Source organism: Paenibacillus sp. JJ-223 (assembly GCF_927798175.1).
Taxonomy (GTDB): Bacteria; Bacillota; Bacilli; order Paenibacillales; family Paenibacillaceae; genus Paenibacillus; species Paenibacillus hubeiensis.
Window position 1 is genome coordinate 1 of sequence record NZ_CAKMMP010000002.1, and the last position, 24,824, is coordinate 24,824.

Consider the following 24,824-nt stretch of genomic DNA (forward strand, 5'->3'; position numbering starts at 1 on the left):
GCTTTTAGACCGCTTCGCTTCTCCAGATTCTTTCTGCCCTCTCCGTTATCGTGTAAATGTCTAGTTCAACCTATATACTATAAATATCCCAGTTTATTCAGCACACGTTTCAGCATCACTGCTGCCTGTGCCCGGGTCGCATTGCCTTGCGGTTGGAAGGTCGTCGAAGTCATGCCCTGAATGATGCCCTCCTGTACGGCTTTGGCGACCGAATCCTTGGACTGAATCTTTTTGTTGTCTTTGAATTTGGCCAGCGTTGCGGTCGTGGAAGACTGCAATCTTACCGTGTTTCCGCCATATTCAAGGGCACGCACCATCATGATCGCCATCTGCTCCCGCGTGATCAGGCTGTCCGGCTTAAACGTGCCGTCCGTATTCCCGGTAATGATTCCGGCATCCGCAGCTGCGCCAATGTAGGCGCTGGCGGCATTTCCTCCGCGAATATCACGGAAACGCATCGCTCCCGTATCATTGCCTTTCAACCCTAATCCTTTGGCAACCAATTCAGCAAACTCCGCACGGGTAATTTTCTGATCCGGTCCATAATAAGAACCGTTGGAAGTACCGATGATCCACTTGGAAGCCAGCTCCTTGATGACTGCACTTGCCCAATGATAGTTGATGTCCTGGTACACGACCTCATGCGTCACGGGCACGATCATTTGATTTCCATTCAATTGGCCCTTTATGATCATTCCACCATTGTAGGTCGTAAACGTACTCGGAACGTAAGACAGCAGAAATGTCATCGGATCGATCGTAGTGAATGTCGATGCATTGGTTAGCGTATTTCCGGACAACTGCTCCGCTAACTGGCTCGTGTTGTTTTGCTCCACTCTTTGATTGCTTACACTGTTATAAGCATATTGATACACGTCCGTTACATTCGCAAGCTTTTGCGCACCCGCGCTTGCCAGCATGCTATCCATGATCCCCGTACCCGACACCGGGACAGGTTCGATCTGCACGTAGTAGTAAGGACCGGTTGAACCGGATGTGGTGCTCGCCCCAGTTCCTACGCTTTGCAGCATGGAAGTCAAATTCAGATCGGATAAAGACACCATCCATAGACGTTCACCATATTTGATGCCGATCTTGCCTGTTCGATGGCTTGACGCGATCTGGACCAGCGTATTTATCGGAAAACCGACATAAGCGGAAGATTCGGTCGCCGGAACTTCGAATACAACAGGTTGTGCCGACTTTCCGACTGCTGCCGCGTATTCAAACGCCTGAATCAATTTGGCCGCATCTACGTTGAACTGACGTGTATTGCGATTATTTCTTGTCATGGCCGACACCGAAGTCGCCGTATCGCTGCTCATCGCAAGCAAAGCCTGGCCGAAGCCCGAATCGGCAGCCCCTGCTTCTGTAAGCCAACTTGGACGGCTGTTCGTTGGCGTCGATGTATTGCTTCCGCCTTGTTGCAGCGTCAATGGGCCGAAGGCCGCTACGGTTGTATTGAGCGAATCCCTTAATGGAACAGCTCCCGGTGTATAGCTGACTGTTCCGGTCTGTCCTGCAGAAGCGGCATTGGACAGCTTCAAGGTCACTACCGAACCAGATGCCGATGCCGAAAGAACACTCGCCGTAGCACCGGCAATCTGCACGTTGAACTGTGTTACCGTTAACGCCGACTGCGCTTGAAGCGGATTGCGGAAGTTGATCTGCACCGTATCTCCTTGCAGCGTCGCGGACAGAATTGTTCCGTTACCATAAGTATAAGTGACAGGTGTAAGGTTAAGGTATCCTGCGGGATTGCCGTTCAGGTCCGTCAACCGCAGCGCACCCGGTACATACGACAATGTCACATTCTGTGTACTTGAGACGGAAGAAGCCAGTGTCAGGGTGACCACGTCGTCTTCGATTTCGCTATCGTTAACAAATATGGCTTTGCCGTCTACCAATACGGAATACTGGCTCTTAAGCGGTTTGTTCGTGCGGCTCAGCGGCTCGTTGTAACGTATCCATAATTTGTTCCCGCTAACCTCAGCGCTTTGGAATTCAGGGGCTTTATTATCGACGCTGTTGCGAACGTAGAAGCTACTGAACCCTGCCAACGCCTGACCTCGACTGTCTTTCACGGGCCAGCTTCCGGGTTGATAGGATACGCGAACCACTTCGCCATTCTGGATGGAACGGCTCAGATTAAGCGTAACGAGAGAATTGCTGCCGGTTGAAATACTGCTAATGCCGACGTCCGATCCATCTGCTGTAACACTGAATTGTCTAGATGTGTCACTCGATGAAATATACACAGTCTCAGGATAATAGAGGCTGATCGTATTATAGTAAGCTGTACCTTCTCTCGGCTTCGACATAATAGAGTCCAGACCGTTTTCCACATCTCTGGCACTGAAGGCTGCCGCTGGATTGGACGATAGATCCTGAATCTTGCGCGCACTTGTTCCAGGAGCATATGAAATGCGGACGACTTGTCCTACAGCAACGCCGGTATCCAGAACAACATACACGCTATCGCCAGATACATATGAAGTGCTCACATTTCGTGTCTCTCCGTTAACCGTTACGGTGAAACTGGACCCATACGGATCTGTGCTGGACAGGAATTTGTCATACGTCAGACGGATGATCGTATTGCTGTACATTTTGGCTGTTTTGAGAACCGGAGCCGTCGTATCCGGGCTGAGCGTTCTGAATGTCCATGATGCTGCGCCATTTAATCCTGCGAACAAGTTCCCCGATTTATCGCGCAGCACCCCGCCGGGAATATCTACGGTGTAAGCCGTATTGCTTGTAAGGCTGCTTAACGGAATAATGCGCAGCTGTCGTGGATTGGAGCTGTTGATTTCAACCTTTGTCGAAACGACGCTTCCGCTGGAGTTTTTCAGCGTGACCGAACCTGAGTAGCTTGGGTCCAGCTCTTTGCTGAAGGTCACGATCAGTTCCGGATTCAATGCAATGCCGGTCGCTCCATTTGCCGGTGATACGGAGGACATCGTCAGTGCTGTGGGATCGGACTGAAACGCTGTAAACATCCACTCATTGGCATTGATGCCGGCAATGTCGTTGTCCGAGGCATCCCGTAATGCCCCCGTCGGAATCACAACGTTGTATGTAGCATTATTGGCAAATTTGCTAGAAGGCGTTACCGTAAGCGTACTACCGCTCACACTGACGCGAGAGGAAGTTGAAACGTCGAATTCTTCAACGGTATTTGCTCCCTGCATAATCTGAATTTTTCCCGTTCCTTTACGGATTGCATCATTATAAATAATTTGTAGTTGCGAATTGACAGGTACATTCGTCGCCATTTTAGCCGGTAAAAAAGTTGCTGGCTTGATCGCACTCATCCCAATGGTCTTGAATACCCATGTCGTATTCCCAGTAATGGCTTGCACTTTCTGCGGAGATGTACCTTCTGGCTCCACGGTTTCAAATGAATCCGCATCGACCTCAATGTAATACGAAGTATCTTTCTCCAGCGTGTTATGCATGATTCGCAACACATTTCCCGTTGCGGAGCCACTGCCCGCAGCTGTGAGATCAGAATGAAGCGTAACTTTCTGATTATCCGAAATATTGATTTTCTCCGCTAATGTCCCGTTGCCGGACAAACGCATAATTCGAATTTCCCCCTGCGTTCCCTCAATCTTGCGAATTTCTTTCGAAAATTGAATATATAGCGGTGCTGAACGATCTACGTTGGTATCGTTCGTTTTAGGCAAGAATGTTAAGTCAAGTGCACTCGTGTCACCATCGGCAGCATGCGCCGTATTTAAGGGACTGAGCGGAATGCCTGACCAACCTGCAGCGGTTATTATAAGTACAAGCAAAACGATCATGCCCTTTTGAGCCCATTTTTTTACGCTCACGTTCTTTCCTCCTCCTTAACTAGATATCAACCGTCTGATACACAGACTTCATGATGTATATCGGTTTCGGTGGAAAATTTAATTAGCCATATGTAAATGATTAGGAATGAAACTCTGTGAAAATGTGGATACGAAAATAGCCCCGATTCCTCGTTAAAGGATCGGGGCTTCAACACATTCGAACGGTGCAGCCGAGCTTACAGGCCCGCTTGGGATTTCAACGTATCCGCTTTGTCCACGCGTTCCCAAGGTACATCCAGGTCTGTACGGCCGAAGTGGCCGTATGCAGCCGTTTGTTTGTAGATCGGGCGACGCAGGTCCAGCATGCGGATGATGCCTGCAGGACGAAGGTCAAAGTTGTTGCGAACGAGTTCAACCAGCTTCTCTTCGCTGACTTTGCCTGTGCCGTATGTATCGACGTTGATCGATACCGGGTTGGCTACGCCGATCGCATAAGCAAGCTGAATTTCCACCTTGTCCGCCAGACCGGCAGCCACAAGGTTTTTAGCCACATAACGAGCTGCATACGCTGCGGAACGGTCTACTTTCGTCGGATCTTTACCGGAGAAGGCACCGCCGCCATGACGGGCATAACCGCCATACGTATCAACGATGATTTTGCGTCCGGTCAAACCGGCATCGCCTTGAGGTCCGCCAATCACGAAACGGCCGGTCGGGTTGATGAAATATTTGGTCTGCTCGTCCAGCAATTCAGCCGGAACGACAGGAAGGATCACATGCTCCTTGATATCTTTCTGGATTTGCTCCAGGGTTATTTCTTCGGCATGCTGCGTGGACACGACGATGGTATCGACGCGTACAGGCTTGTCGCCATCGTATTCAATGGTGACTTGCGTTTTGCCGTCCGGACGAAGGTACTCCAACGTACCGTTTTTGCGGACTTCAGCAAGACGACGCGCGATCCGGTGGGACAAAGCAATTGGCAATGGCATAAGTTCAGGTGTTTCGTTTGTGGCAAAACCAAACATCAAACCTTGGTCGCCTGCACCGATATTTTCGGTTTCACGAGCCATTTGCTCTGGATCACGATTCTCCAGCGCAGCGTTTACGCCTTGGGCAATATCCGCAGACTGCTCATTCAGGGAAGTCAGGACTGCGCAAGTGTTGTAATCGAAACCGTATTTGGCACGAGTATATCCGATCTCCTTCACCGTGTTGCGTACGATGGACGGAATGTCCACGTATTCCGATGCAGAGCTGATTTCACCGATAACAAGCACAAGGCCTGTAGCCACCGAAACCTCGCACGCCACGCGCGCATTGGGGTCATTCGCCAGGAATGCGTCCAATACGGCGTCAGAGATCTGGTCACAGATTTTATCCGGATGTCCTTCGGTCACAGACTCCGATGTGAATAAATGCCGGCCTTTCACAGACATTGAAGCTCAACCTCCCATAACTTGTAGTATGGCTATTGCCCGAATAAAACATTTACGGTAATTTCGTTAGTTGTACGCGCATTCTGGTTTTCACGAGAAACCAAAGAATGACCTACGTTGGCGAAAATGAAATTGTTCAGGTAATTGCCTCGAGATTCCAATAAAAAATCAACCTTTTCCGCTCGGGAAAAGGTTGCATACCTCAAATGCCATCTTATCGCATTTGTCAAACGGTGTCAATTATAGCAGTAGGGAATAAAACCTTGGAAAATGCCTATAAAGACTGCTCTGCCTGACGGATGAGCCGCTTGGTGATCTCCCCGCCAACCGATCCGTTTTCACGCGAGGTGAGATGCCCCCACCCTTTGTATTGACCGTAAGAATGATTGCCGATTTCCCCCAGCTCGGAACCGAATTCCGTATCTGCCCCAGCCGATCCTCTGCTGCCATACCCAACGTTCAAACCGAATTCAGCCGCGATTTCGTACTTCATTTGATCCAACATCTGCCGGCTCTCCGGCACGACCTTACGATTGCTTCTCGCCACGATAAACTGCACCTCCGAATGATGGTTTAGTACAGTTATAGGGTAAACCGCCTGGTCATGGGTTAGCCGTATTAATGTTTGTTAGAACTGGTTAATCTGGACAAGGCATGATTTTCATGAATGTATAATTACCGTCAACACTGCACAACTTATTTCAGAGTATAACCGCCGCGAACCATGACAGTCAGGCTGTATTTGTTGCCTTCCACGACCTGAATGCCCCGTCCTTCCTTCGGAATCGTAAGCAAATGGTTCATTGGCGCCGCTTGACCATTGATCAAATCAACGCCATCCGTCAGGTCGGCCACGCCGTTGGTGCCTTCGCTGATGATGACCGCTTTCCCGCTGCGAACGACGAATTCCGTTCCTGTTGATCCGATCAACTGTTGTCCAGGCTTCACAGTGACGATCTCCAAAGCCTCGGAAGCGCCGGAAGCAAGAGGAGGAAGCTCGGTTGCACTACCGGCACTACCCGCATTTGCAGAAGAGGACGCATTGTTGCCAGTACTGGCTGCATTTCCTGCATTCCCGGTATTTCCGGCATTCCCCGTTCCTGAACTAATACCGCCCCCAAGCGCCTTCTGAATCTGCTGATCCACATAGCTTTTCGTAACGACAGGATCATCCGCCGTTCCCGGCTGAATGGTTCCCGCGCCCGTAGCCGTATTGCTGTATACGGACCCGATCCACACACCTGCGCCTATGGTCAGTGCAGCCAGGGACACTTTCATATAAGATTTCATTAAACTACCTTCCTTTCTAATTCCATATAGACTTTCTATCACTCTATCATAGCTTAGTAGGAAGATTCTACATTTTCTCGCAACTTACTCCCCGCCTGGTAGGTTGCCTACTGCCGGGGCAAATCCCATCGCTTGCGTGGCCAACTTAATCCGTTGCCCTTGAAACTCATCATAGACAGCGATCGTGTAAGCACCGCTTCGTCTATCATCAAAAACAACGTCCTGGATGGTCCAATTAATGAACTGGTTATTGCCTTCTTTTAAATCCTTGTCCAATATAATTTCTTTATCAAAAGATTTTCCTGTCGGCTCGATGATTTGCAATATTAACTTATGCTCATTTTCAGGCAGGTTTAAATCGTTAATTCGGGATGCATCATAATTCCAAGAAAGATTAACCGTTGTTCCGCCACTTAACGTAGCTTTGAAATCCTTGGTTTCTAATGTATATGGATAAATATTTATATGTTTGATCGTCTCTTGCGCCGATTCCTGGTCAGGTTTGAGCGCAAAAGATACTGCATCGACATAACCTTTTCCCGACGTTCCTTGGGTTCCTTGAGTTCCTGTCGTGCTTTCACCTGCCACGGTTTGGCCAACCAGCAGTTTCATGTCTGACACAATCGTTTTTCGCGGAATTTTTGCCCATACGGTTACTAATGCAGAGTTGCCCGGCCCGGCAGGATAATCAATCTGCTTCACGGTTGTTTTATAATACTCGCCATTTTTGGATTCATAGTACCCCGTTAACTTAGCCAAATCAACTTGACGGTCTTCTACGTTTTTAACCTCCAGCTCGGTATACACGATATCGGAAGATGTTCCCGGATAGATCAAAGTTCGTTTCACTTTCATTTCGGCTTTCTTCCCGGAGGCGTTAATCGCATAGTTATTCCCTACGTCAATTGTCGGAATCGCAGGCAGCTGTCCAATATGCGTAAGCCGGATCAACTCGGAGGAGTTTTCACCAGTAACTTCTGATAATGCTACCTGCAGTTGAGTTACGTCCAGATTGGTAGGGAGTGTAGTCAACAAATGGATATCAACGGACATCCCTGGTCCCAGAAGAGCAGAGCTCTGGCTCGTTAACAATTGCGTATCCGGAATATCGGCAGAATCAATAGACAACATTCCCTTTAGCTCAGGAAGTTTAAGCGTGTTGGTTGAGATGTTGCGTAAAGTAACTCTCGCAGACAAAACATCAGCATTTTCCCATGGCAGACGCTGAATCGAATTCCATGTAACCCCTAATGTCCCATTCTGTAATTGGAGGGTATTTTCAGCACCGATTGATTTTTGCAAAGAAGTAGCTTCTGGCAGAATATAAACTCCCGCAGGGTAGGAGAATTTAATTTCCTTGCTTTCAGCATTTTCAGCTTTAGGTGTGTTCATAACCAGCCTTAATGTTCCACTGGCCTCCTCATACGGAAGCTTAAAGGTCAAACGAATTAAACGCTCCTCATCGGGCTTCAATTTCATATCGTCCAGCGCTTTCGTTGTTAAAGGATAATCATTTCCCTTGGCGTTCTGCACCGAAAATTCGTACTTGGGTACGGCAACTTCACGGGAGCCGATATTTTTAAGCCTGAAGCTGACCGTATAATAGTTATTCCAGTGAACCTGACTATAGCTAACGTCCTTGACCTGTGTCTCGATCTTTCCTTTGTTATCTTCAAGCGTAATGACATTCTTTTTACCCACTGCGATCTCAGAATTTTTGATCGTAGAAGCTTTGGGCATCTGCATGGTCGCTAGCGGAATAACCGATTTTTCGGCTTCATTCTCCTGCACCATAATGAGCTCTGCTCCATCCAATTTAACCTTTTTGGGAATGGTAGTAATGTAGTTAATGCTTTTGGACTCCTGAGGCTGGAGACTATACGTCGCTTCATTGGCATTTATGTTCAATGGATAACTACTGCCGCCAGCTGTCCTCAGTATCCATTTCACTCCCGGATTCTCTAAACCTTTATAACCGACGTTGTGCAAATTGATTTTGACGCTTGCATAATTGTTGGTGTCAGAAGCAGCGAACGTTTGCAGGCTTTGGACTTTGATTTTTACAGGTACATCATTGATACGAACCTTTTTGGACGTGTTCATTGGAGTTGCCACCACATAGGATGATGGAATATTAATTTTGCCGAGCACATTCTCATAATTCGGTTTGCTGAAATCCCATTTCACGATTTCGAAATTCAGATTGCTCAACTGGACGTTTTTACCGACAGTAGTCACATATGTAACGGATAACGTCGATCCAGCCGCAACACTTTTTTTCTCTGCATCCTGAGCCAACAATTTGGAAGTATAACTTGTTCCACCCTTACTGCGAACCTTTGTCCAATAATCAACCAGCTGCAAGCTTTTTTTCTCATTGTTCGTATATGTGAGGGTATATGTAACAAGCTTGCCTTCATCCTGTGTCAGTACATTCACATCCGAAATTTTAACACTGCTTTTGTTCGATAGCTTGACACCCGGAACATTGGCCAGCGTTTTTAAGGTTGTTTTCGTTTGGGATATGGATTTCGAAGCATTTGCAGCTTGTACAGCTGGCAGATCATGTACCCAAACGGTTTGAGTGATTCCCAGCACGACACTTGCGATCATGACTTTCCTCAGGTTATTTTTCACTTGAAACCTCCATTTGATTTGATTCCAGAATCTATCTTCATTATAGACGTTTTACAGGAAGAGGAAGTTTCAAAGAAATTACTATATAAACCAAAAGGCCTTGCAAATGAATGCAAGGCCTTTTGTGTACTACATATAAACTTTTGAATTAGAACGTTTCACCGTATGTGAGGTTAGCAAGTGCATTTCCATTCTCATCGGCAATAGCTTTAACAGCTTTATTTTTGTCAGCATCCAAAGTTACTTGCACGAGCTTGCCGGCAGTAGCTTTGTCATAGCTAGCAGTAATTACGATTACATTGTTGTTATCAAGCTCAACTTTGTTAATTGTCGCTTTATCAGTTCCTACATCAAGAGTAAACAATCCATTAAGGATTCCCGCAAAAGCAGGATCAACTTTCAACGCTTCGCTTGCAGTTGCTCTTACAACAAAGCCAGTTCCAGTCTTAGTGATGGAAGTAGCAGTGATAGTTGGAGCAATACCATCTTTCACATTTTTAACATCAGCACCAGTAAGAGGTTTAATTTTGTTACCAAATGCATCTTGGGAATTAGTGGAAACTGTCTCAAGAGTTACATTAAGTACTTCTTGAGGGATAACATCATCCGAGAATTTCAGGATAAGTGTTTTGTTACCATCCTCTTGGCTGTAGCTAGTTGGAGCATAAGATGTTCCGTTTACTTTCACACGGAAGTCATTAACAGATACATTTGTCAATGCATTGTTGAATTTCACTTTAACTTCTTTTTTGCTTGTAGCGTAAACATCACCAGTAACGGAGATTACGGAAGCTCCAAGATCTTCTCCAAGAGTGTAAGTTCCGTTATTGAAGTATTTACCTTCGGAATCTTTGATATAGCTTGCAGTTACTTTAGCAGTACTCCAGTCAAAGTTAGATGGAACGTTACCAGTAACGGCAAGACGTACAGTGTTGGTAGAGATCAAGTTGATATCATTGTTCTCTTTGGAAATTTGGAAAGTGCGATATGCAGCATCAGTCACTGTATATTTCGCTGCTTCCAATGCATTTCCTTCACCAGTTGTTGCCAAAGTTTTGTTGAATTGAACGTAGATGTAGTTCGGTTTACCGTTTGTTACATCAGACCATACACGTGTAATTTTACCGTTTTGAGCTGTGTTAGCGTTCAGGGTAGCAGTGTAAGGCAACAATACGTTACCAACATAAGCTGTATCAACTACACCAGATACTGTAAGAGTGTAAGTTGCATCTGGATTCAAGCTGCTTCCAAGGTTAACCTCTACAGTTTTGTTAGTGTCGTTATATTTAGGTGCGATAACTGGATGTCCATCTTTATCAATACCTGCTACAGAAGGCACTTTACCTTCAGAGTTTTTCAGAACATAGTTATCACGGTTTTCTGCAGATGCAATTTTCAGCGATTTACTGAATTGCAGTTTAGCATAGTAGTTACCGTTTTCCATGTAGAATTCTGTGCTTACAACAGTAGGACGAACAGTGTCCAGAGTTGGAGTCACTTTAGCGTCTACAGAAGCAGAGTTGTTGCTGTAGTCACTTACGTTTGTCAAATGAATTGTGTTTTCGCTGTAGTTCAATGGGCTATCGAACTTCAGTGTCACTTTGTTATCATTGATTTCGATCGATTTCGCAGCGTTACCTGTTACGTTTGCATATGCACTTGCAACGCTTTTGATTGTTTCGTCGAATTCAACAGTTACTTCTTTCAAGTCATTGGACTTAGTAGAAACAACTTGTGGTGCAGCCGTATCTACAGCTGCAGTGAATTTGCTTTCTACTGGAACGATTGTCAGACCAGAGAAGTCTTTAACATCGCTCACACGCAGAGTGTGTTCACCAGCAGTCAGTTCTGTAGTAACGATTGCCGTGTTAGGGTAAACGTATTTTACAGAAGCTGCAATTACGTTGTTATCTACACGGAACGAAGTTGCGTTCACAGAATCGGATCTAACTGGCTCGCTGAATACCACTTTGAATGCTTTTGTTCCCAAAGCTTTAACTTCTTTCACTTCTGGAACTGCAACATCAAGTGGAGTGAACTCTACTTTTTGTGTGAATGTTTTTGTACCATCAGCATTTTTAACGTTGTTGATTTGCAGGCTTGTTGCTCTTTGGTTAGTCAGAGCAGAAGATCCTTCAGCAATCAACAAAGTTACAGTTGTTTTATCGTCGGACAGTGTAGCACTTTTGAAAGAAACACCGCTAACAACGTAGTTATTAGTGCTTTCAGCAGTAGAAGGATCTACAGTACCGTCGAATTTAACTGTGATTTCTTTCAAGTTAGTCGCGGATACGGAAGATACCGCTTGAGCTACTGTAGTTACATAAGTAACTTTTTCAGTGAACTCTTTATCTTTGTAAGTAAATTTCACTTCAGTTTCTTTGTTAGCTTCGAGAGCTTTATCCAAAGTCACTTTTACAGTTTCGCCGTCGCTGATTGTGAAAGTAACGACTTTACCTGCTTCACTTACTTCATATTTTGTAACTTTCAGGTTTTGCGCTTGGTCAATTGCGTAAGCAGCGCCTACGAGCAATTCACGGGAAGCGTTTTTGGTGAAGTCCAAACCGGAATCAAGCAAACCAGCGTTGATTGCCGCTTGAACATAACCTTTAGCCCAAGCTGGAGCACTGTTGTTAGTTTCAGTTGGAACTTCCAGATCCAGTGCACGAGTCAGGATTGTAGCCATTTCAGCAATGGTTACTTTACCGTTGAAGTCGAAGATTTTTTTCTCAGTGTTTTTACCTTCCATGATACCAGCAGCTGTTACTGCTTCGATGTAAGGTACAGCCCAGTTTTTAGCTGTGTAGTTTGGATCGTTGTAGGAAAGAGTTCCAGTAACTTCTTTCAGACCCAGCAATTTAGTGATGACTTTTGCGAACTCAGCGCGAGTCATGTCTTTGTCCAGACCTGCTGTACCATTTGGATAGCCGTTGAAGATGCCTTTAGCTTTCAAAGCATCGAATTGTTGTTGAGGTGTTACTGCTGTATCACCGAATGCTACAGATGCAAACATCGAGAATGCCATTGCTGTAGACAAAGCGACGGATAAAATTTTCTTCATAACCTTTTTTTCTCCTCCTTGGGCGTTCATAACATGGGAATTTTCTTTAATAAGTTCGCTCGTGTTCCTCATATATTGTTGCACCCCCTTTCCAGAGTCCTGAGCAAGTTAATATAAATGATGTCTGTGAGCATATCACAGAAACTTGTAAACCAAATCAATCACACAAAAATAGAGTAGTTTCCTAATCCTACCTACGTATTATACAATGGGTCCCGCGTGGCGTAAAGCAATTTTTTCTAATAAATAGACAAGATTCTTCACGAGGTCATTCTTGGCAAGAGGCCCAATGTTTTTGACTCTACATCTTAAACGCAGCAAGTTTCAAAAAGTTGCGGGTTACTCAAAAAAAGTTTTAGATTTTTTTTTCGTTTAGCTGCCAAACAAAGAATCGTTTGGTTTAAAACCGTATGCAAAAGCCTGCTGCATCAGCATTTCCGCTCAACTTTAACCATGATTCACTTTAAACATTTCCCCCGCATTAACCCGGATTAAACAACATTTTCTTCAAAATAAAAATAAAAAAACACCCCATTATTGGGGTGTTCATAATTCCTGAGCCATCAATGAATCAACGGATTTTCATCGCCAAGTCGATAATTTGCGCCCGCATTTTGGGATCACTGTTCAATCTCAGGTACATATCGTCGATGGGTTGTCTGTTCTCGCGATAGGTTTTCTCATGCTTCATCGTTGTGTGGGACCAGTCGATCAGTTCGTTTTCGGCAAGAACCAGGTTGTTGTATGCATCATGGAAACCGGTCGCTTGTACAAGGCCTTCCATAACCTCCTGGCTGATTTCCTGCGTTTTGCGTGTATCTTCAATCTTTTTCTCCAGAATGACGGCTTGCTTCTCAAACTGTGTCTTCGCCTTCATGTAGCTCAACTGAGCTTTCGAATAAATCGGTTTCATTAGCTAACTTCACCCTCTAGATCATTGTGTATTTACCGATATTGTATCTTAAACTCTAGCAAATTACAAAAATAGTTATTGGTAAAATTTATTTTCCTACTATTATAAATGTGTCTTTTACCAAACGACTTTTGGCCATAAAAGGACCCGTCCCTCTGTCCAAGAGACGGGCCTTTATCATTCCATCTTGTTCCCCAGTGGTGCTTAGCTCAAGTTTTTAGGAAAGACTTTGGTACTTTTCTTGAGCAGCTCCACGGCAATCTTACCCGCTTCAGCGCGCGTCAGGTTGCCTTTCGGATTAAATGCATATTGAGGTTTGGTTTGTCCAGCAACCGTTACAGGCGAACCTTCCATGATTTTCGCCTTGGACACGGCCTGAATTGCCGGTCTTGCATACGTCTCCATGCTGCCGGAGTCAATGAATGATTTAGCTAAAGCCGTCTGCAGTTTACTGTCATTCGCAGCAACCTTCAGTTCAAGCGCCCTTGTGATCATTACGGCTGCCTGTTCGCGTGTAAGCGGCTGGTCCGGACCAAATACGCCATCAGTCAATCCGGTAATGATCCCCGCTCTTGCCGCCGTTTCGATACTGTCATAATCCCACGTAATGGAGCGTGTGCCCACGCCTACATCTGTAAAGGTCGGATTATTGTCTGTTGTCGTCGGCAGATTAAGACCCTTAACGAGCAGAGTAGCGAACTCACCTCGGGTTGTCCGATCATCCGTACCAAATTGTTCGAAGCGGAGTGGTGTCATGAACCCTTTGGCATACAGGGCATTAAGAATGTTTCTTGCCCATCCATGGTTGGTGATGTCGTTATAGCTTCTTTTCAATTTCATGACTTTGTAATAGCCGAAATTGTCAAATGGTACAGTCACCGTATGTTTCTTGGAATCCACTTCCCCACCAATACGCTTCCACTCCCGATTTGGTGTGTAGTAGAACACAGAAATCGTAGAACCAGCGTCATCAACGACGTTTGAATCATAGGTCAACGTGAGTGTACCACGCTGCGAAGGCTGGATCTTTCGTTCAGGAAGCATCTGAGGGTCGCCATACAGCGCCTCCGTTGTGTACGGACCAATACCATTCGTTGCAGCTTTGTAATTGGAGCTGCCTTTTGTTCCCGATTCGCCCAGACCACCACTGATCCAGTAAATCTCCGAAATCGGGCTAAAGTTCACGGAGTCTCCCTCAATGGCGGAAAATCTTCTGTAATACAGTTCAGGCACGACTAGAGGAGAAGGATCTTCTTCTGCCGTTCTGAAACCGACAAGGCTGCCATAGTCGTTACGACGTTCTACAATTCCTGTCGTTGGATCAGCAATTCCGAATAACAGTTTGTTATTCGGATAAAATGTTTTGATCCCGTTCGTGTCCGTGCTTTCCATTACAGTCCCTTTCGGGAAACTCAATGTCAGCTGTTTATTAAACGCAGAATATTTGGTATTCACTTTAGGTGCCATATACTGTGAGTCCACTCCTGTGGCACTCGTGTAGTATATCTCGATAGTGTCTGTTGTTTTCACGCCATTCCGGTCAACCGTAATTTTAATCTTATTGGACTTGTCTTGTTTCAAACCTACGTAATCCAGTGCAAAACGATCTGTTTCCGTGCCTTGCATCTTCGTGGCGTTCTCCTTGTCGATCACGACAGAAGTTGCACCTTCAGCCTCGATATCAAAATGCACGAAGTTTTTGTTAACGACAATTTGCTTGCCGGACGTCGGTTGTGGGGACAAAATGCGGTACCCCGCCGCTTCTCGTACAAGTTCTACCTTCTGGCTTGTTTTTGCACCTGTCTTGTTGTACAAGTCGAGCGTATAGATATATGTCCCTGGTGTGTCGGCCTTAAGATTCCGCAGACGGATCAAGAAATCCTGCTGACGGCCGATCCGGTCAACAATCACTGAATCATTGTCCAGCCCATATTGCGTGTCAATGATCGGTTCTTTCCATGCCGTACTATCCGCATCAGGAATTTCCAAGTCAAAAATCTTTTGCGTTCCCATACTCAGACTCATCCGCGTTGCACCCGCTCCACGAATAGCAAGATCGAAAGTTTTCAGAGTGGTCGTATACTTTTGATCTTTGTACGTAAATTCTGGAGAGAGCGTAAGCAGGTTCTTCACCCACAGGTCATCCGGATTAAACGGTTCAACGAAATTCGGACGCTCTTTGGTTGGCGTCGGCAGGAAACTCTGGATTGTAGATACGTTATTGTCATTAACATAGATTCGGAGTTCTTTAGAAACCTGGTTCAGCTGACCCTGGTCTCCTTTTCCGATCCCTGTAAACACAATCCGGTTTTCCCCGAAAAACAATGGTCCCTTATCGCCATCGATATCAATAACAACATCCTTAAACTTACCACTAGAGTCCAGAGTCAGCGGCTTTTGGTCACCAACCGATTGAGTAGAATACACTTTCACCCCGTTGGCAAAAATCTCTGCGACAAAGTAGTTGCTATCCAGCGTCGCAAAATCAATGTACTGTCCGTTAAGCTTGAGTTGTCGGTTACCATTACTAGCATCATACGTTTGCCCATCAGTCAGGTTTTCTACAAAGATATAGCTTTTTGACGCAAACGAGATTGTTGCATTTTTGCTTGATGTGGAATTGTCAAATTTGAATTGAACAGTCTGGGTCCCGTTCTTGAACCCTTTGATTTGATAAATGAACTTATTCGCTTGGCCTGAAACAAATGGTCCGTTGAGCGTAATTCCGCTTGTGCTGATCGGAAGATACTGCGCCAACAGCTGTGCGCTTCCCGGGTCTCTGCTCGTTTCTACCATAATATAGAAATCTGCAGAATTCACGCTGGCACCGTTCAGAGGCACACCTTGCGGAATCGTTCCAGTACCGTCATAATCCTTAAGGTATGTCAGGTTAGTGATAACCGTCTCGTTCTCGGCATAAATGAAATTCATATCCGTTCTGGCCGCAACCCCGCCATATTTGACTGACAAGGTATGTTCTTGCGATCGCAAAGGAACGCCTGGAGCCGATTCTTTTAGAGCGAGAGAGGGAATTTCAAAAGAAATGTTCACATAAGATGGCGTATTCCCTCCAACCGAAGGAATCTTTGTTACATTCGGAACAATGGTTGTATTTACTGCGCCATCTACCGTAATTTCAGTTACCCCTGTTGTTTTATCATCAGGAAGCAACAGCTGCACATCAACATTGGCCTGACCCGGGTTGCCACCATAAGTTGGAACAGTGGACAACATGCTTTGGGCAATACCGGCCGCCCCTTCTCTCAAATCGAGTTTGGAGAATGGATTTTCCTCATCATAGTACAATATTGAATAGTTAAGCACATTTTTGTCCACGCCGCCTTCAATCGTAACCTGGATATCATTGACGCCCGCCTTCAAGTTGAGTACGGACGAGTAGAATGTCCCGCCTTGGAGCAGCGAAGTTGGCAATGCAGCACTGCCGTTCAGGGATACTGTAACCTTTGTCGCATTGTTGGCGATCCCTTCCAGTGTTACCTGCCCGTTATCCACAACGATCTGTGCGCCTTCATTCAGATTCTGTGGTTCTGCTCCGCCATGTACCTGCAGTTTTTCGATATACGGTACGGAATCATACAGGATGTAGAAGCTTTCGGATCGTTCGCTCGGTCCTTGCGACCCTGTGAAGGTCACTTTGTTCATTCCCGGGAACAAGGTTAGATTCGCTTTAAAGCGGTTATCCGGACGGTCCGGGTCGACGGTGATGACCCCTGGCGCAACACGCGTGCTGTCAGGAACCCACGTACCGTCTTTCAAATTCAACAACTGTACATTCACGCCAAGCGTAGAGCCCGTTACATTCGTAAATGTACCCGTTACCTCTTGTTGACTGGTCGTTACTTGAAACGCATTGGAACGGGACAAAAAGTCTGCCGTACCTGTCAGTTTCAAACCAACTGTATCTTTCAATTGTACATTAGCCGCATTGTCAGGAGTAAAATAACTCGTTTGTCCTGCCGCCGATGCGACTGGTGCAAGGCCTGCTGGTATCAACGTAACCACCAGCGCCAACATCATCAGCCAAATCATCGGCTTTTTCATACGCTGCATGCCATCATCTCTCCTTCTTTTAAGTCAGTTACCCTTATATATCGGTCATCAGGTTCCATTTTTTTAGTAAAAAAAGCAAATAAAACAAAAAAACCTTGTCCACGCGGGACAAGGCTTGAGGTTATTTATAATTCATATAATGGCTGAAATCAATAAGTTTCGACCCTAGGACTTGGAACGTGTTTCCGGGTTCAGTTTCATGCGCATGCGCATCAGGAAATTAATAACCGGTTTTCTGGTTTTGCTGACAAGCCCGATAACTTCCGCCCCTACCTGCAGGAAGAACATCATGATACAGATCACGACGAAAGTGACCCAGTTCGCTTCGAACATGGCTGCCGATGATTGAATGATCGCCAGTACGCCGAAGAATGCGGCAATGCCGTAGATGATCAGTACCGTCTGACGATGACTGAAGCCGAGCTCACGCAAGCAGTGATGCAGGTGACCTTTGTCCGGCGAAAAAATCGGTTTCCGCTGCACCGCGCGGCGAATGATCGCGAACAGCGTATCGGAGAGCGGCACGCCGATAATAATCAGCGGGGTAATGAAGGACACGACGGCAATCTGCTTGAAGCCGAGCATGGACAGCATCGCCAGCGAGAAACCAAGGAACAACGAGCCTGAATCGCCCATGAATATTTTGGCCGGGTGGAAGTTGAAGAACAGGAACCCGATAATGCTGCCCAGCAGCACCAGACACATCAAGGCAATCATCATGTTGCCCATGAGGAACGACATGACGGCAATCGTACCGATCGCAATGCCGGATACGCCGGCAGCCAGACCATCCAGACCGTCAATCAAGTTAATGGCGTTCGTTACCCCGACGATCCACAGAATGGTCAATGGAATGGATACCCATGCTTCCAAGGAGGAGTACGCGTCCTGGAAAGGAATATTGACGAAATCCACCCGAATGTTGAATCCGAACACGACGACTGCAGCGGCAACGATCTGTGCAAGCAGCTTTACTTTTGCCGACAATTCGAAGCGGTCATCCAGCGCACCCGTCAATACGATAATCGTTCCGCCGACCAGGAATGCGCTGACAAAGCTCATGTCCCTTGTCGTAAACCACGCCGACACAAAAGGAAGCAATGCGGCTACTGTCACCATGAATGCGAGAAAGATGCCCAATCCGCCGAGACGCGGCATGACCCGCGTATGCACTTTGCGCGCATTTGGCTGGTCCATGGCCCCAACCTTAACCGCAAACTTCTTGACGAGCGGTGTCAGTGCAAGAGCCAGTCCCATCGACACAAGAAATCCAATGATAAAAATAGCTACCATTTGAGTATTCGACCCCCAATGATCTTACCTGTACGAATTATAAATCCCCTAATCTTCTATTTCTATATAAAGTTGATACTGACATACATTAAATAACGAACCTATATAGGTTGAACTAAATATTTACACAAAAACGGAAGGGTCAGAAAGAATCTGGAGAAGCGTAGCGTTCGCGTTTATCACCGGATTTTCCCTTTGAAAAGGGATCAAAAAATCTGGGGATAATGGCGATCGGAAGATGGTGCTGACCCTGTAGTGCCTCCGTGTAAAACCCTTTGGTTTCAACTTATAAGCAACCGGTGTGATAACGGTATTGAGACGTATCAACGCCCCTGCATAATCCGTTCTGAATTATACGCTGAACATGGGCGAAAAGCCATCCTCAATTTTTAGCAAAAACACGTGATTTCCTCCATATTCGCCTATATTTATCGGGATTTTATCACGTTTTCTTTATCGCGCATCACTTTCAAGGCGAATTTCGGAAGCGCAAGCATCCGGCCGGCACGGCTCGGTTCCCGCAGCAACCGATAGAACCACTCAAGTCTCAGCTTCTGGAACAGCTTCGGTGCGCGTTTGCTCTTACCCGAAATCACGTCAAAACTGCCTCCGACGCCCATCATGACAGGCACTTGAAGCTTGTTCTTATACTTGTGAATCCACGGTTCCTGAGTATCGGCTCCCCGGGCAACGAACAGCAGATCCGGCGCAGCTGCGCGAATCGACTCAACCACCTGCTCATCTTCATCCGGACCGAAGTACCCGTCGCGATACCCTACAATGCGCACCGCAGGATATTGCTGTTGTAACCGTTCCGCCGTCGCTTGAATCACTTCCGGCGTGGAACCGAGCAAATATACGCCCCAGCGATAGTGTTCACCGACGCGCAGCAATTCATGTAAAAGCTCAAACCCCGGCACGCGCTCCGCCACCGGTTCACCGCAATAGTTCGCGGCCCACACGACGCCGGTGCCGTCAGGAACGATCAGCTCGGCCGACTGCATGACTTTCATCATCGCCGGATTCTCCAATGCGGCCATGACCATGATCGGATTAGCTGTAATCACCTGATGCGGCTGTTTGGACAATACCGCTTCCCGGAGAACCTCCACCGTTTCTTTCATGTCCAGCTTCGAGAACGGGATGCCATAGATCGGAACCGTAGGAACAGAACTGGTCTGATTCATCTTCATTTCACCCTTTGCGGCCCAAATAGTTAATAATTTGCTGTGCAGGCACTTTGGCTTCCTGCTTCAGCTCTGTAATGCCTTCTTCGCGCTCCTTCAACCACTGCGAGCGCTGATCCAGCAATTTGGCCACCGTTTTGGCCAGTTTGTCGGCATCCAGCGCCTTTGTATCTCCCACCGGCTCACTGTCCAGGCGAAGCAGGAACTGGTCGATCTTGGGGTCGTACGAGATGCCGACAGGCGGCACGTACTGCGAAGCCGCGTAGATCAGGCTGTGCAGGCGCATGCCGATCATGACATCGCACTTGCTGACTTCCTGCAGCATAAGCTGCGGGTCGGTCAAATCCTGCGTGATGCTGATTTCGCTGCCTTTGCCGGACACGTCTCCGATCATTTCCATCACGAAACGCGAAGCCTGCTCATCGCCTGGCAGGTGAAAGGGCATGAAACGCAGATGCACGTTTTTGTGCGTGCACAGCTTCTTTAACCCGGCCGCGATGGCATGAAGCTCTTTGCGATCCGATTCCCAGAAACGGACCGAGACGCCGATCACCGGGAGCTTGCCGTCCTTGGCCTTGGAAGACGATACAGATGCATTGCGATTTTGCGTTTCGTCAGGCAGCGGAAGCCCCATCACAGGGTCCGGCACCACATTGATCTTGTTCCACTGCAATCCGAGCTGGCGCAAATATTCGGCCGATTGCTCGTCCCGCACGGAAATGTATTTACAGCTTTTGAAAACCGAACGAATCATCGGATTAAAAATCTTTCGATTCACCGGCCCTATGCCTTGCGCATAGATAAAGGTCGGTTTCTTCATCCACTGGGCCAGCTTGATCACGCCAAGGTAATACGGAATGGACTTCAACCCGGTCGCGTCCTGCAAAAGGCTTCCGCCGCCACTGATCAGTCCGTCGCTTTCCTTGATAGCTTCGCGAACCTCTTTGAACTTCATCCGGTGCACGGACCGCACTCCATACATAGAGGCGGTCGACTCCGGGTCAATGGAGAGCACGATCGGCTCGATCGTTATGCCCGAGCGTCGGCTCTCCTCTTCCAGCGATGTCAGGATAGATTTCAGTACCGCTTCGTCTCCGCTGTTGCGAAAACCGTAATATCCCGAGATGACTAACTTTTGAGAAGTGGTGACCATTTTTTCCAACATCCTTCCGCTACTTGCCATACACCGATGGCGATGAGTCCGAAGATCAGGCCGATGCCCAGCCCCATCACGCCGCGAATAAGCGACAGTACGGCCGGTGTATGGATATGCGCAAACGTATCAACCATGGACAGCTGTCCGATGGCTGCAATAAACAGTACAAACACGACATTCCGATATTTTAATGCAGCGAACACACCAACGATAAACAGCGGATGTCCCAGCACGAATTCCTTAAATCTTGGACGAACGCCGAACGTATCCTCCAGCGCCGTACGCAGGAACATTTCAAACGGCGTCACCGAACCGGCATTGCCCGTGCGGGTCAAATAATAATACCCTGCGCCTGCGGCAATCACGGCGAGTACTACCATCAAAATGTTAATACGAGTCAACAGCAAACCTCTGATCTGCTGAACAGAGATGGTGCCCTTACCCCGATAAAACAGGATATAAATGGCAACCAGGCCCATTGGAGCAAAATGCAGCAAACTAACGCCGCGGAACTGGTTAATAACCAGGCTATACGTAATATTGTTCAACAGCGCAATCATAAAGGGAACGGCGAGCAATGACAAAATTGAAGTTCTGACATATAAAATCAATGATTGTTTCAGTCTGCGACCTGCCGGCGCATCCGGATTGCGTCTCTGTTGTTCATTCACGGAGCGAACGGCAAGAATGACCGCTATGGTCGGCGCGCTAATGGCTACCAACAACGCTACGCCCTGCTCCAGCAATGTTGGTTTCAAGAGGAAGAGACCTGCGCTTCCCACCAAACCAAGCGCAAATACGAGCAGCGTAATCATAGGCACGAAATAGGAAACCATCAATGAAATCATGGCAAGCGCACCAATCAAGGCAACAAGCTTGGCAGGACGCTGGATCGAAGATTCCTTCACGGTGAAGGCTTCGGCTTGTCCAAGTTCAAAACCATGCTTCGCCATGCGTTCAACGGCATGTCCCGGTTCGCCCAGACTGTTGATCAGGTTGTCGATCGGGTCGGTGATCATCGCTTTGGCCGTATTCCGGCTAGGTGCTGCATTCATATAAAGCATGCGAATGTTGCGATCCTTCGTCGCCAAGACGAAGCGGTCGGCAATGACATTCACGTCCAGGTTGGCATCCGCATCGCTAAGCGAGTACAGCCGGGTTACGTTGTAATCCGTTTTGTACGCGAGTGTCGCAAACCCGGACTGCGGTTTTTTCAAATTTTCGATGGCAGCCAGGCCGATATGATGTTCGTTCAGCAGCTGTGCGAACTGGTCCAGGCTTTTCGTCTCCGCATTATCATTGTATCCTTTTACGGCATCGCCATCAAACAGGATGCGGGTTACCCCATTCTCTTCGAAATAGGTAAGCAGTCGTTCCATCGATTCCTGGTTGTACGGAACGCTGTCCGAAATCCGGGGCAAAATGTGGAATCCGTATCCCCGCAGCATTTCGATCGCGCCCGGATCAGGCATGAGCGGCTGCATGTTGGCATTTTCCGGAGGTGTCTGCAAAATCAAACCGCTGCGACCTTCATACTGCCATGGAACAACCGGAATTTCACGGTCCGTAAAGGTTTGCTCGATAATCGGCGCATAGGTCTGCGCATTCTCTTCGCTCGTGAACACCACATACGTATAGTTGTCATTGGATGACACGACTTCTTTATTCGCCGTGGCGATATCCGCACCGTTATATACCATCAACTTCCGTGATTTTCGCAGCTCGTCGAGCGAGCTCTCGAACACGGCCATCGTCGTAATTCCGGCCTCTTTCAGGCGCGGCAGCTGTTCTTTCAGAAAATCCTGGGGATGAGCCTGATAGGTCGAGATGTCCAGGAGTCCCCGGTAGTTAAAGACCAGCTCCACCTTGTCGGCCGAATTCTCGGTCTGCACCCGATCCGAAATGACGGGAATGGTCGCAATCAAACCGATGATCACGACGATCCACAACCATTTCCGGGAAGCATTATTCCATTTAAGCCATTTTTGACGCACTACATGTACCTCCTCAAGTGTTGGAACCAAATTGCACCTTTCGCTCAACATCAATTCCATTCATCATTGCTGCCAGAATCCGGATATCAACAGCTTGCGTCAACAAGCCTTCTTATATCCAGACGATTGCACCGGCAAACGGTTCATTGCTTGACTTCCGTTCACATTCCAAAGAAAAAGCCTCTCCGCCAATCAACCTTTCGGTGCGGAGAGGCTTTCTCGCTTGCATGCGTGTATCGCAAATTCAAATTATTGGGCGTCTACCCGTGCCATGACTTCGGCAGCGAGGCGATCGATGCGGCTCTCCGCATCTTCCAGACTCTCTCCACGAACGGCAAAATACACTTTAATCTTCGGTTCCGTACCCGAAGGACGCAGGCAGAACCAGGAGCCGTCTGCCAATATGAATTTAAGGACGTTTTCCTTCGGCAGGCCGTCCAAGCCAAGAGAGTAGTCCAGCACGTCCTGTACGGCCACGCCTGCAACTTCTGTCGGCGGATTGCTGCGCCAGTCGCTCATTTTGCCTTGAATCTGTGCAACACCGTCCTTGCCTTTCAATGTGCGGGACTCCAGTCTTTCCAGGAATGTGCCGAACTGGCTGTAAAGGTCCTGCAGCACATCGTAGAGCGTTTTGCCTTGATTTTTGTAATAAGCGGCCGCTTCCGCGATCAGCATCGAAGCCAGGATGGCATCTTTGTCGCGTGCATAATTGCCTGCAAGGTAGCCGTAGCTTTCTTCGTAACCGAACAGGAACGTATGACTACCCGTTGCTGCGAACTGGTCCATCTTTTCGCCGATATATTTGAAGCCCGTCAGGGTGTTCATCACTTCGGCGCCGTAGTGCTTCGCAATGACCGCACCCATCTCGCTGGTAACAATCGTTTTAATGACAGCGCCGTTGGCCGGCATTTTGCCGGTTTCCTGCAAACGGCTCAGCAAGTAGTGCACCATGATGGCACCTGACTGGTTGCCAGACAGCACGAAATATTTGCCGTTGTTGTCCTTGACGACCGCACCCATGCGGTCCGCATCCGGGTCCGTTCCGATCAGAATGTCCGCGCCGACAGACTCGCCCAGCTTCATCGCCAGCGTAAACGCTTCGCGCTCTTCCGGGTTAGGGGATTTCACGGTCGAAAACTCGGCATCCGGCTGCTCTTGCTCAGGAACGATGTACACCTGCTCGAAACCGATCTGCTCCAATACGCGGCGTACCGGGATGTTTCCGGTTCCGTGCAGCGGCGTGAAAACAATTTTGAAATCGCGGCCGATGCCGGATTGGATCAGTTCACGGCTCAGGCTAACGCTGGCCACCGTTTCCGCGAATGCGCGATCTTCATCGTCTCCTAGCCATACGAGCAGTCCTTGCGCTTCGGCTTCTTCCTGCGTCAGCTTTTTCACGTCAGCCAGGGAAGGAACCTCCTGAATGTATTGGATCACTTGCTCCGCCTCATGCGGAACAAGCTGACCGCCTTCATGGTTGTACACTTTGTATCCGTTATATTCCGGCGGATTATGGCTCGCCGTGACCACGATGCCTCCGGTGGCTTGCAGATGCCGCACGCTGAATGACAGTTGGGGCGTAGGACGGAGCGACGTAAACAGCTTGGCCACGATGCCGTTGCCTGCAAGCACCAGTGCTGCGTCAAGCGCGAACTCCGGCGAGAAGTGACGGGAATCATGCGCAATGACAACGGAAGGCCGGCCTTCCTTGTCTCCGTGCTGCTCCAACAAATACCGCGCAAAGCCTTGTGTCGCACGCCCCACGGTATAACGGTTCATGCGGTTGCTTCCCGCACCGATCACGCCGCGCAATCCGCCGGTACCGAACTCCAGATTTCTGTAAAAGCGATCTTCGAGTTCCTTCGGTTGATCCTGCAAATCGCGGAGTTCCTGTTTCGTCGCTTCATCGATCGAAGCATCCTCCAACCACTGCTGTAATGTCTGTGCTGCTGTCGAACTTAACTGTTCCATTGCTGCAAACCCCTT

At 47.8% G+C, this 24,824-nt stretch carries 13 protein-coding genes; all 13 read right to left on the reverse strand.

What is annotated here, in order from left to right; translation table 11 throughout:
- Window positions 1–77: 77 nt before the first annotated feature.
- Window positions 78–3,836 carry a SwmB domain-containing protein gene (locus L6H98_RS03675; protein ID WP_236412983.1) on the reverse strand — a complete coding sequence of 1,253 codons (3,759 nt, stop codon included), beginning with the start codon at window positions 3,834–3,836 and terminating at the stop codon, window positions 78–80.
- A 197-nt stretch (window positions 3,837–4,033) separates the two neighbouring features.
- The gene (gene metK, locus L6H98_RS03680) at window positions 4,034–5,236 is read right to left on the reverse strand and encodes a methionine adenosyltransferase (RefSeq protein ID WP_236412985.1); all 1,203 of its coding nucleotides are present in this window, start codon (window positions 5,234–5,236) and stop codon (window positions 4,034–4,036) included.
- 274 nt (window positions 5,237–5,510) lie between these two features.
- Window positions 5,511–5,783, reverse strand: coding sequence for an alpha/beta-type small acid-soluble spore protein (locus L6H98_RS03685; protein ID WP_290371414.1), 273 nt, complete (start codon window positions 5,781–5,783; stop codon window positions 5,511–5,513).
- Between the two features lie 149 nt (window positions 5,784–5,932).
- Window positions 5,933–6,526 (reverse strand): hypothetical protein, encoded by a 594-nt coding sequence (locus L6H98_RS03690; RefSeq protein ID WP_236412987.1) that lies wholly within the window; start codon window positions 6,524–6,526, stop codon window positions 5,933–5,935.
- An 84-nt stretch (window positions 6,527–6,610) separates the two neighbouring features.
- Window positions 6,611–9,163, reverse strand: a complete 2,553-nt coding sequence (locus L6H98_RS03695) for a hypothetical protein (protein WP_236412989.1) — start codon at window positions 9,161–9,163, stop codon at window positions 6,611–6,613.
- Window positions 9,164–9,311: 148 nt separating this feature from the next.
- Window positions 9,312–12,296 (reverse strand): S-layer homology domain-containing protein, encoded by a 2,985-nt coding sequence (locus L6H98_RS03700; RefSeq protein ID WP_236412991.1) that lies wholly within the window; start codon window positions 12,294–12,296, stop codon window positions 9,312–9,314.
- 499 nt (window positions 12,297–12,795) lie between these two features.
- The gene (locus L6H98_RS03705) at window positions 12,796–13,137 is read right to left on the reverse strand and encodes a hypothetical protein (protein WP_236412993.1); all 342 of its coding nucleotides are present in this window, start codon (window positions 13,135–13,137) and stop codon (window positions 12,796–12,798) included.
- 204 nt (window positions 13,138–13,341) lie between these two features.
- The gene (locus tag L6H98_RS03710; protein WP_236412994.1) at window positions 13,342–17,208 is read right to left on the reverse strand and encodes an S-layer homology domain-containing protein; all 3,867 of its coding nucleotides are present in this window, start codon (window positions 17,206–17,208) and stop codon (window positions 13,342–13,344) included.
- A gap of 165 nt (window positions 17,209–17,373) precedes the next feature.
- A complete protein-coding gene (locus L6H98_RS03715) occupies window positions 17,374–18,501 on the reverse strand; it encodes an MraY family glycosyltransferase (protein WP_236412995.1) in 1,128 nt (375 codons plus the stop codon).
- Window positions 18,502–18,929: 428 nt separating this feature from the next.
- Complete coding sequence (locus L6H98_RS03720; RefSeq protein ID WP_236412996.1) at window positions 18,930–19,694, reverse strand: WecB/TagA/CpsF family glycosyltransferase; 765 nt, start codon at window positions 19,692–19,694, stop codon at window positions 18,930–18,932.
- Between the two features lies 1 nt (window position 19,695).
- Window positions 19,696–20,841: a polysaccharide pyruvyl transferase CsaB gene (gene csaB, locus L6H98_RS03725; RefSeq protein WP_236412997.1), complete on the reverse strand. Its 1,146-nt coding sequence runs from the start codon at window positions 20,839–20,841 to the stop codon at window positions 19,696–19,698.
- Window positions 20,817–22,838: a DUF5693 family protein gene (locus L6H98_RS03730; RefSeq protein WP_236412998.1), complete on the reverse strand. Its 2,022-nt coding sequence runs from the start codon at window positions 22,836–22,838 to the stop codon at window positions 20,817–20,819. Before L6H98_RS03730 ends, csaB begins: the two co-directional genes overlap by 25 nt.
- 249 nt (window positions 22,839–23,087) lie before the next feature.
- Window positions 23,088–24,809: a phospho-sugar mutase gene (locus L6H98_RS03735; protein ID WP_236412999.1), complete on the reverse strand. Its 1,722-nt coding sequence runs from the start codon at window positions 24,807–24,809 to the stop codon at window positions 23,088–23,090.
- Between the last annotated feature and the right edge of the window lie 15 nt (window positions 24,810–24,824).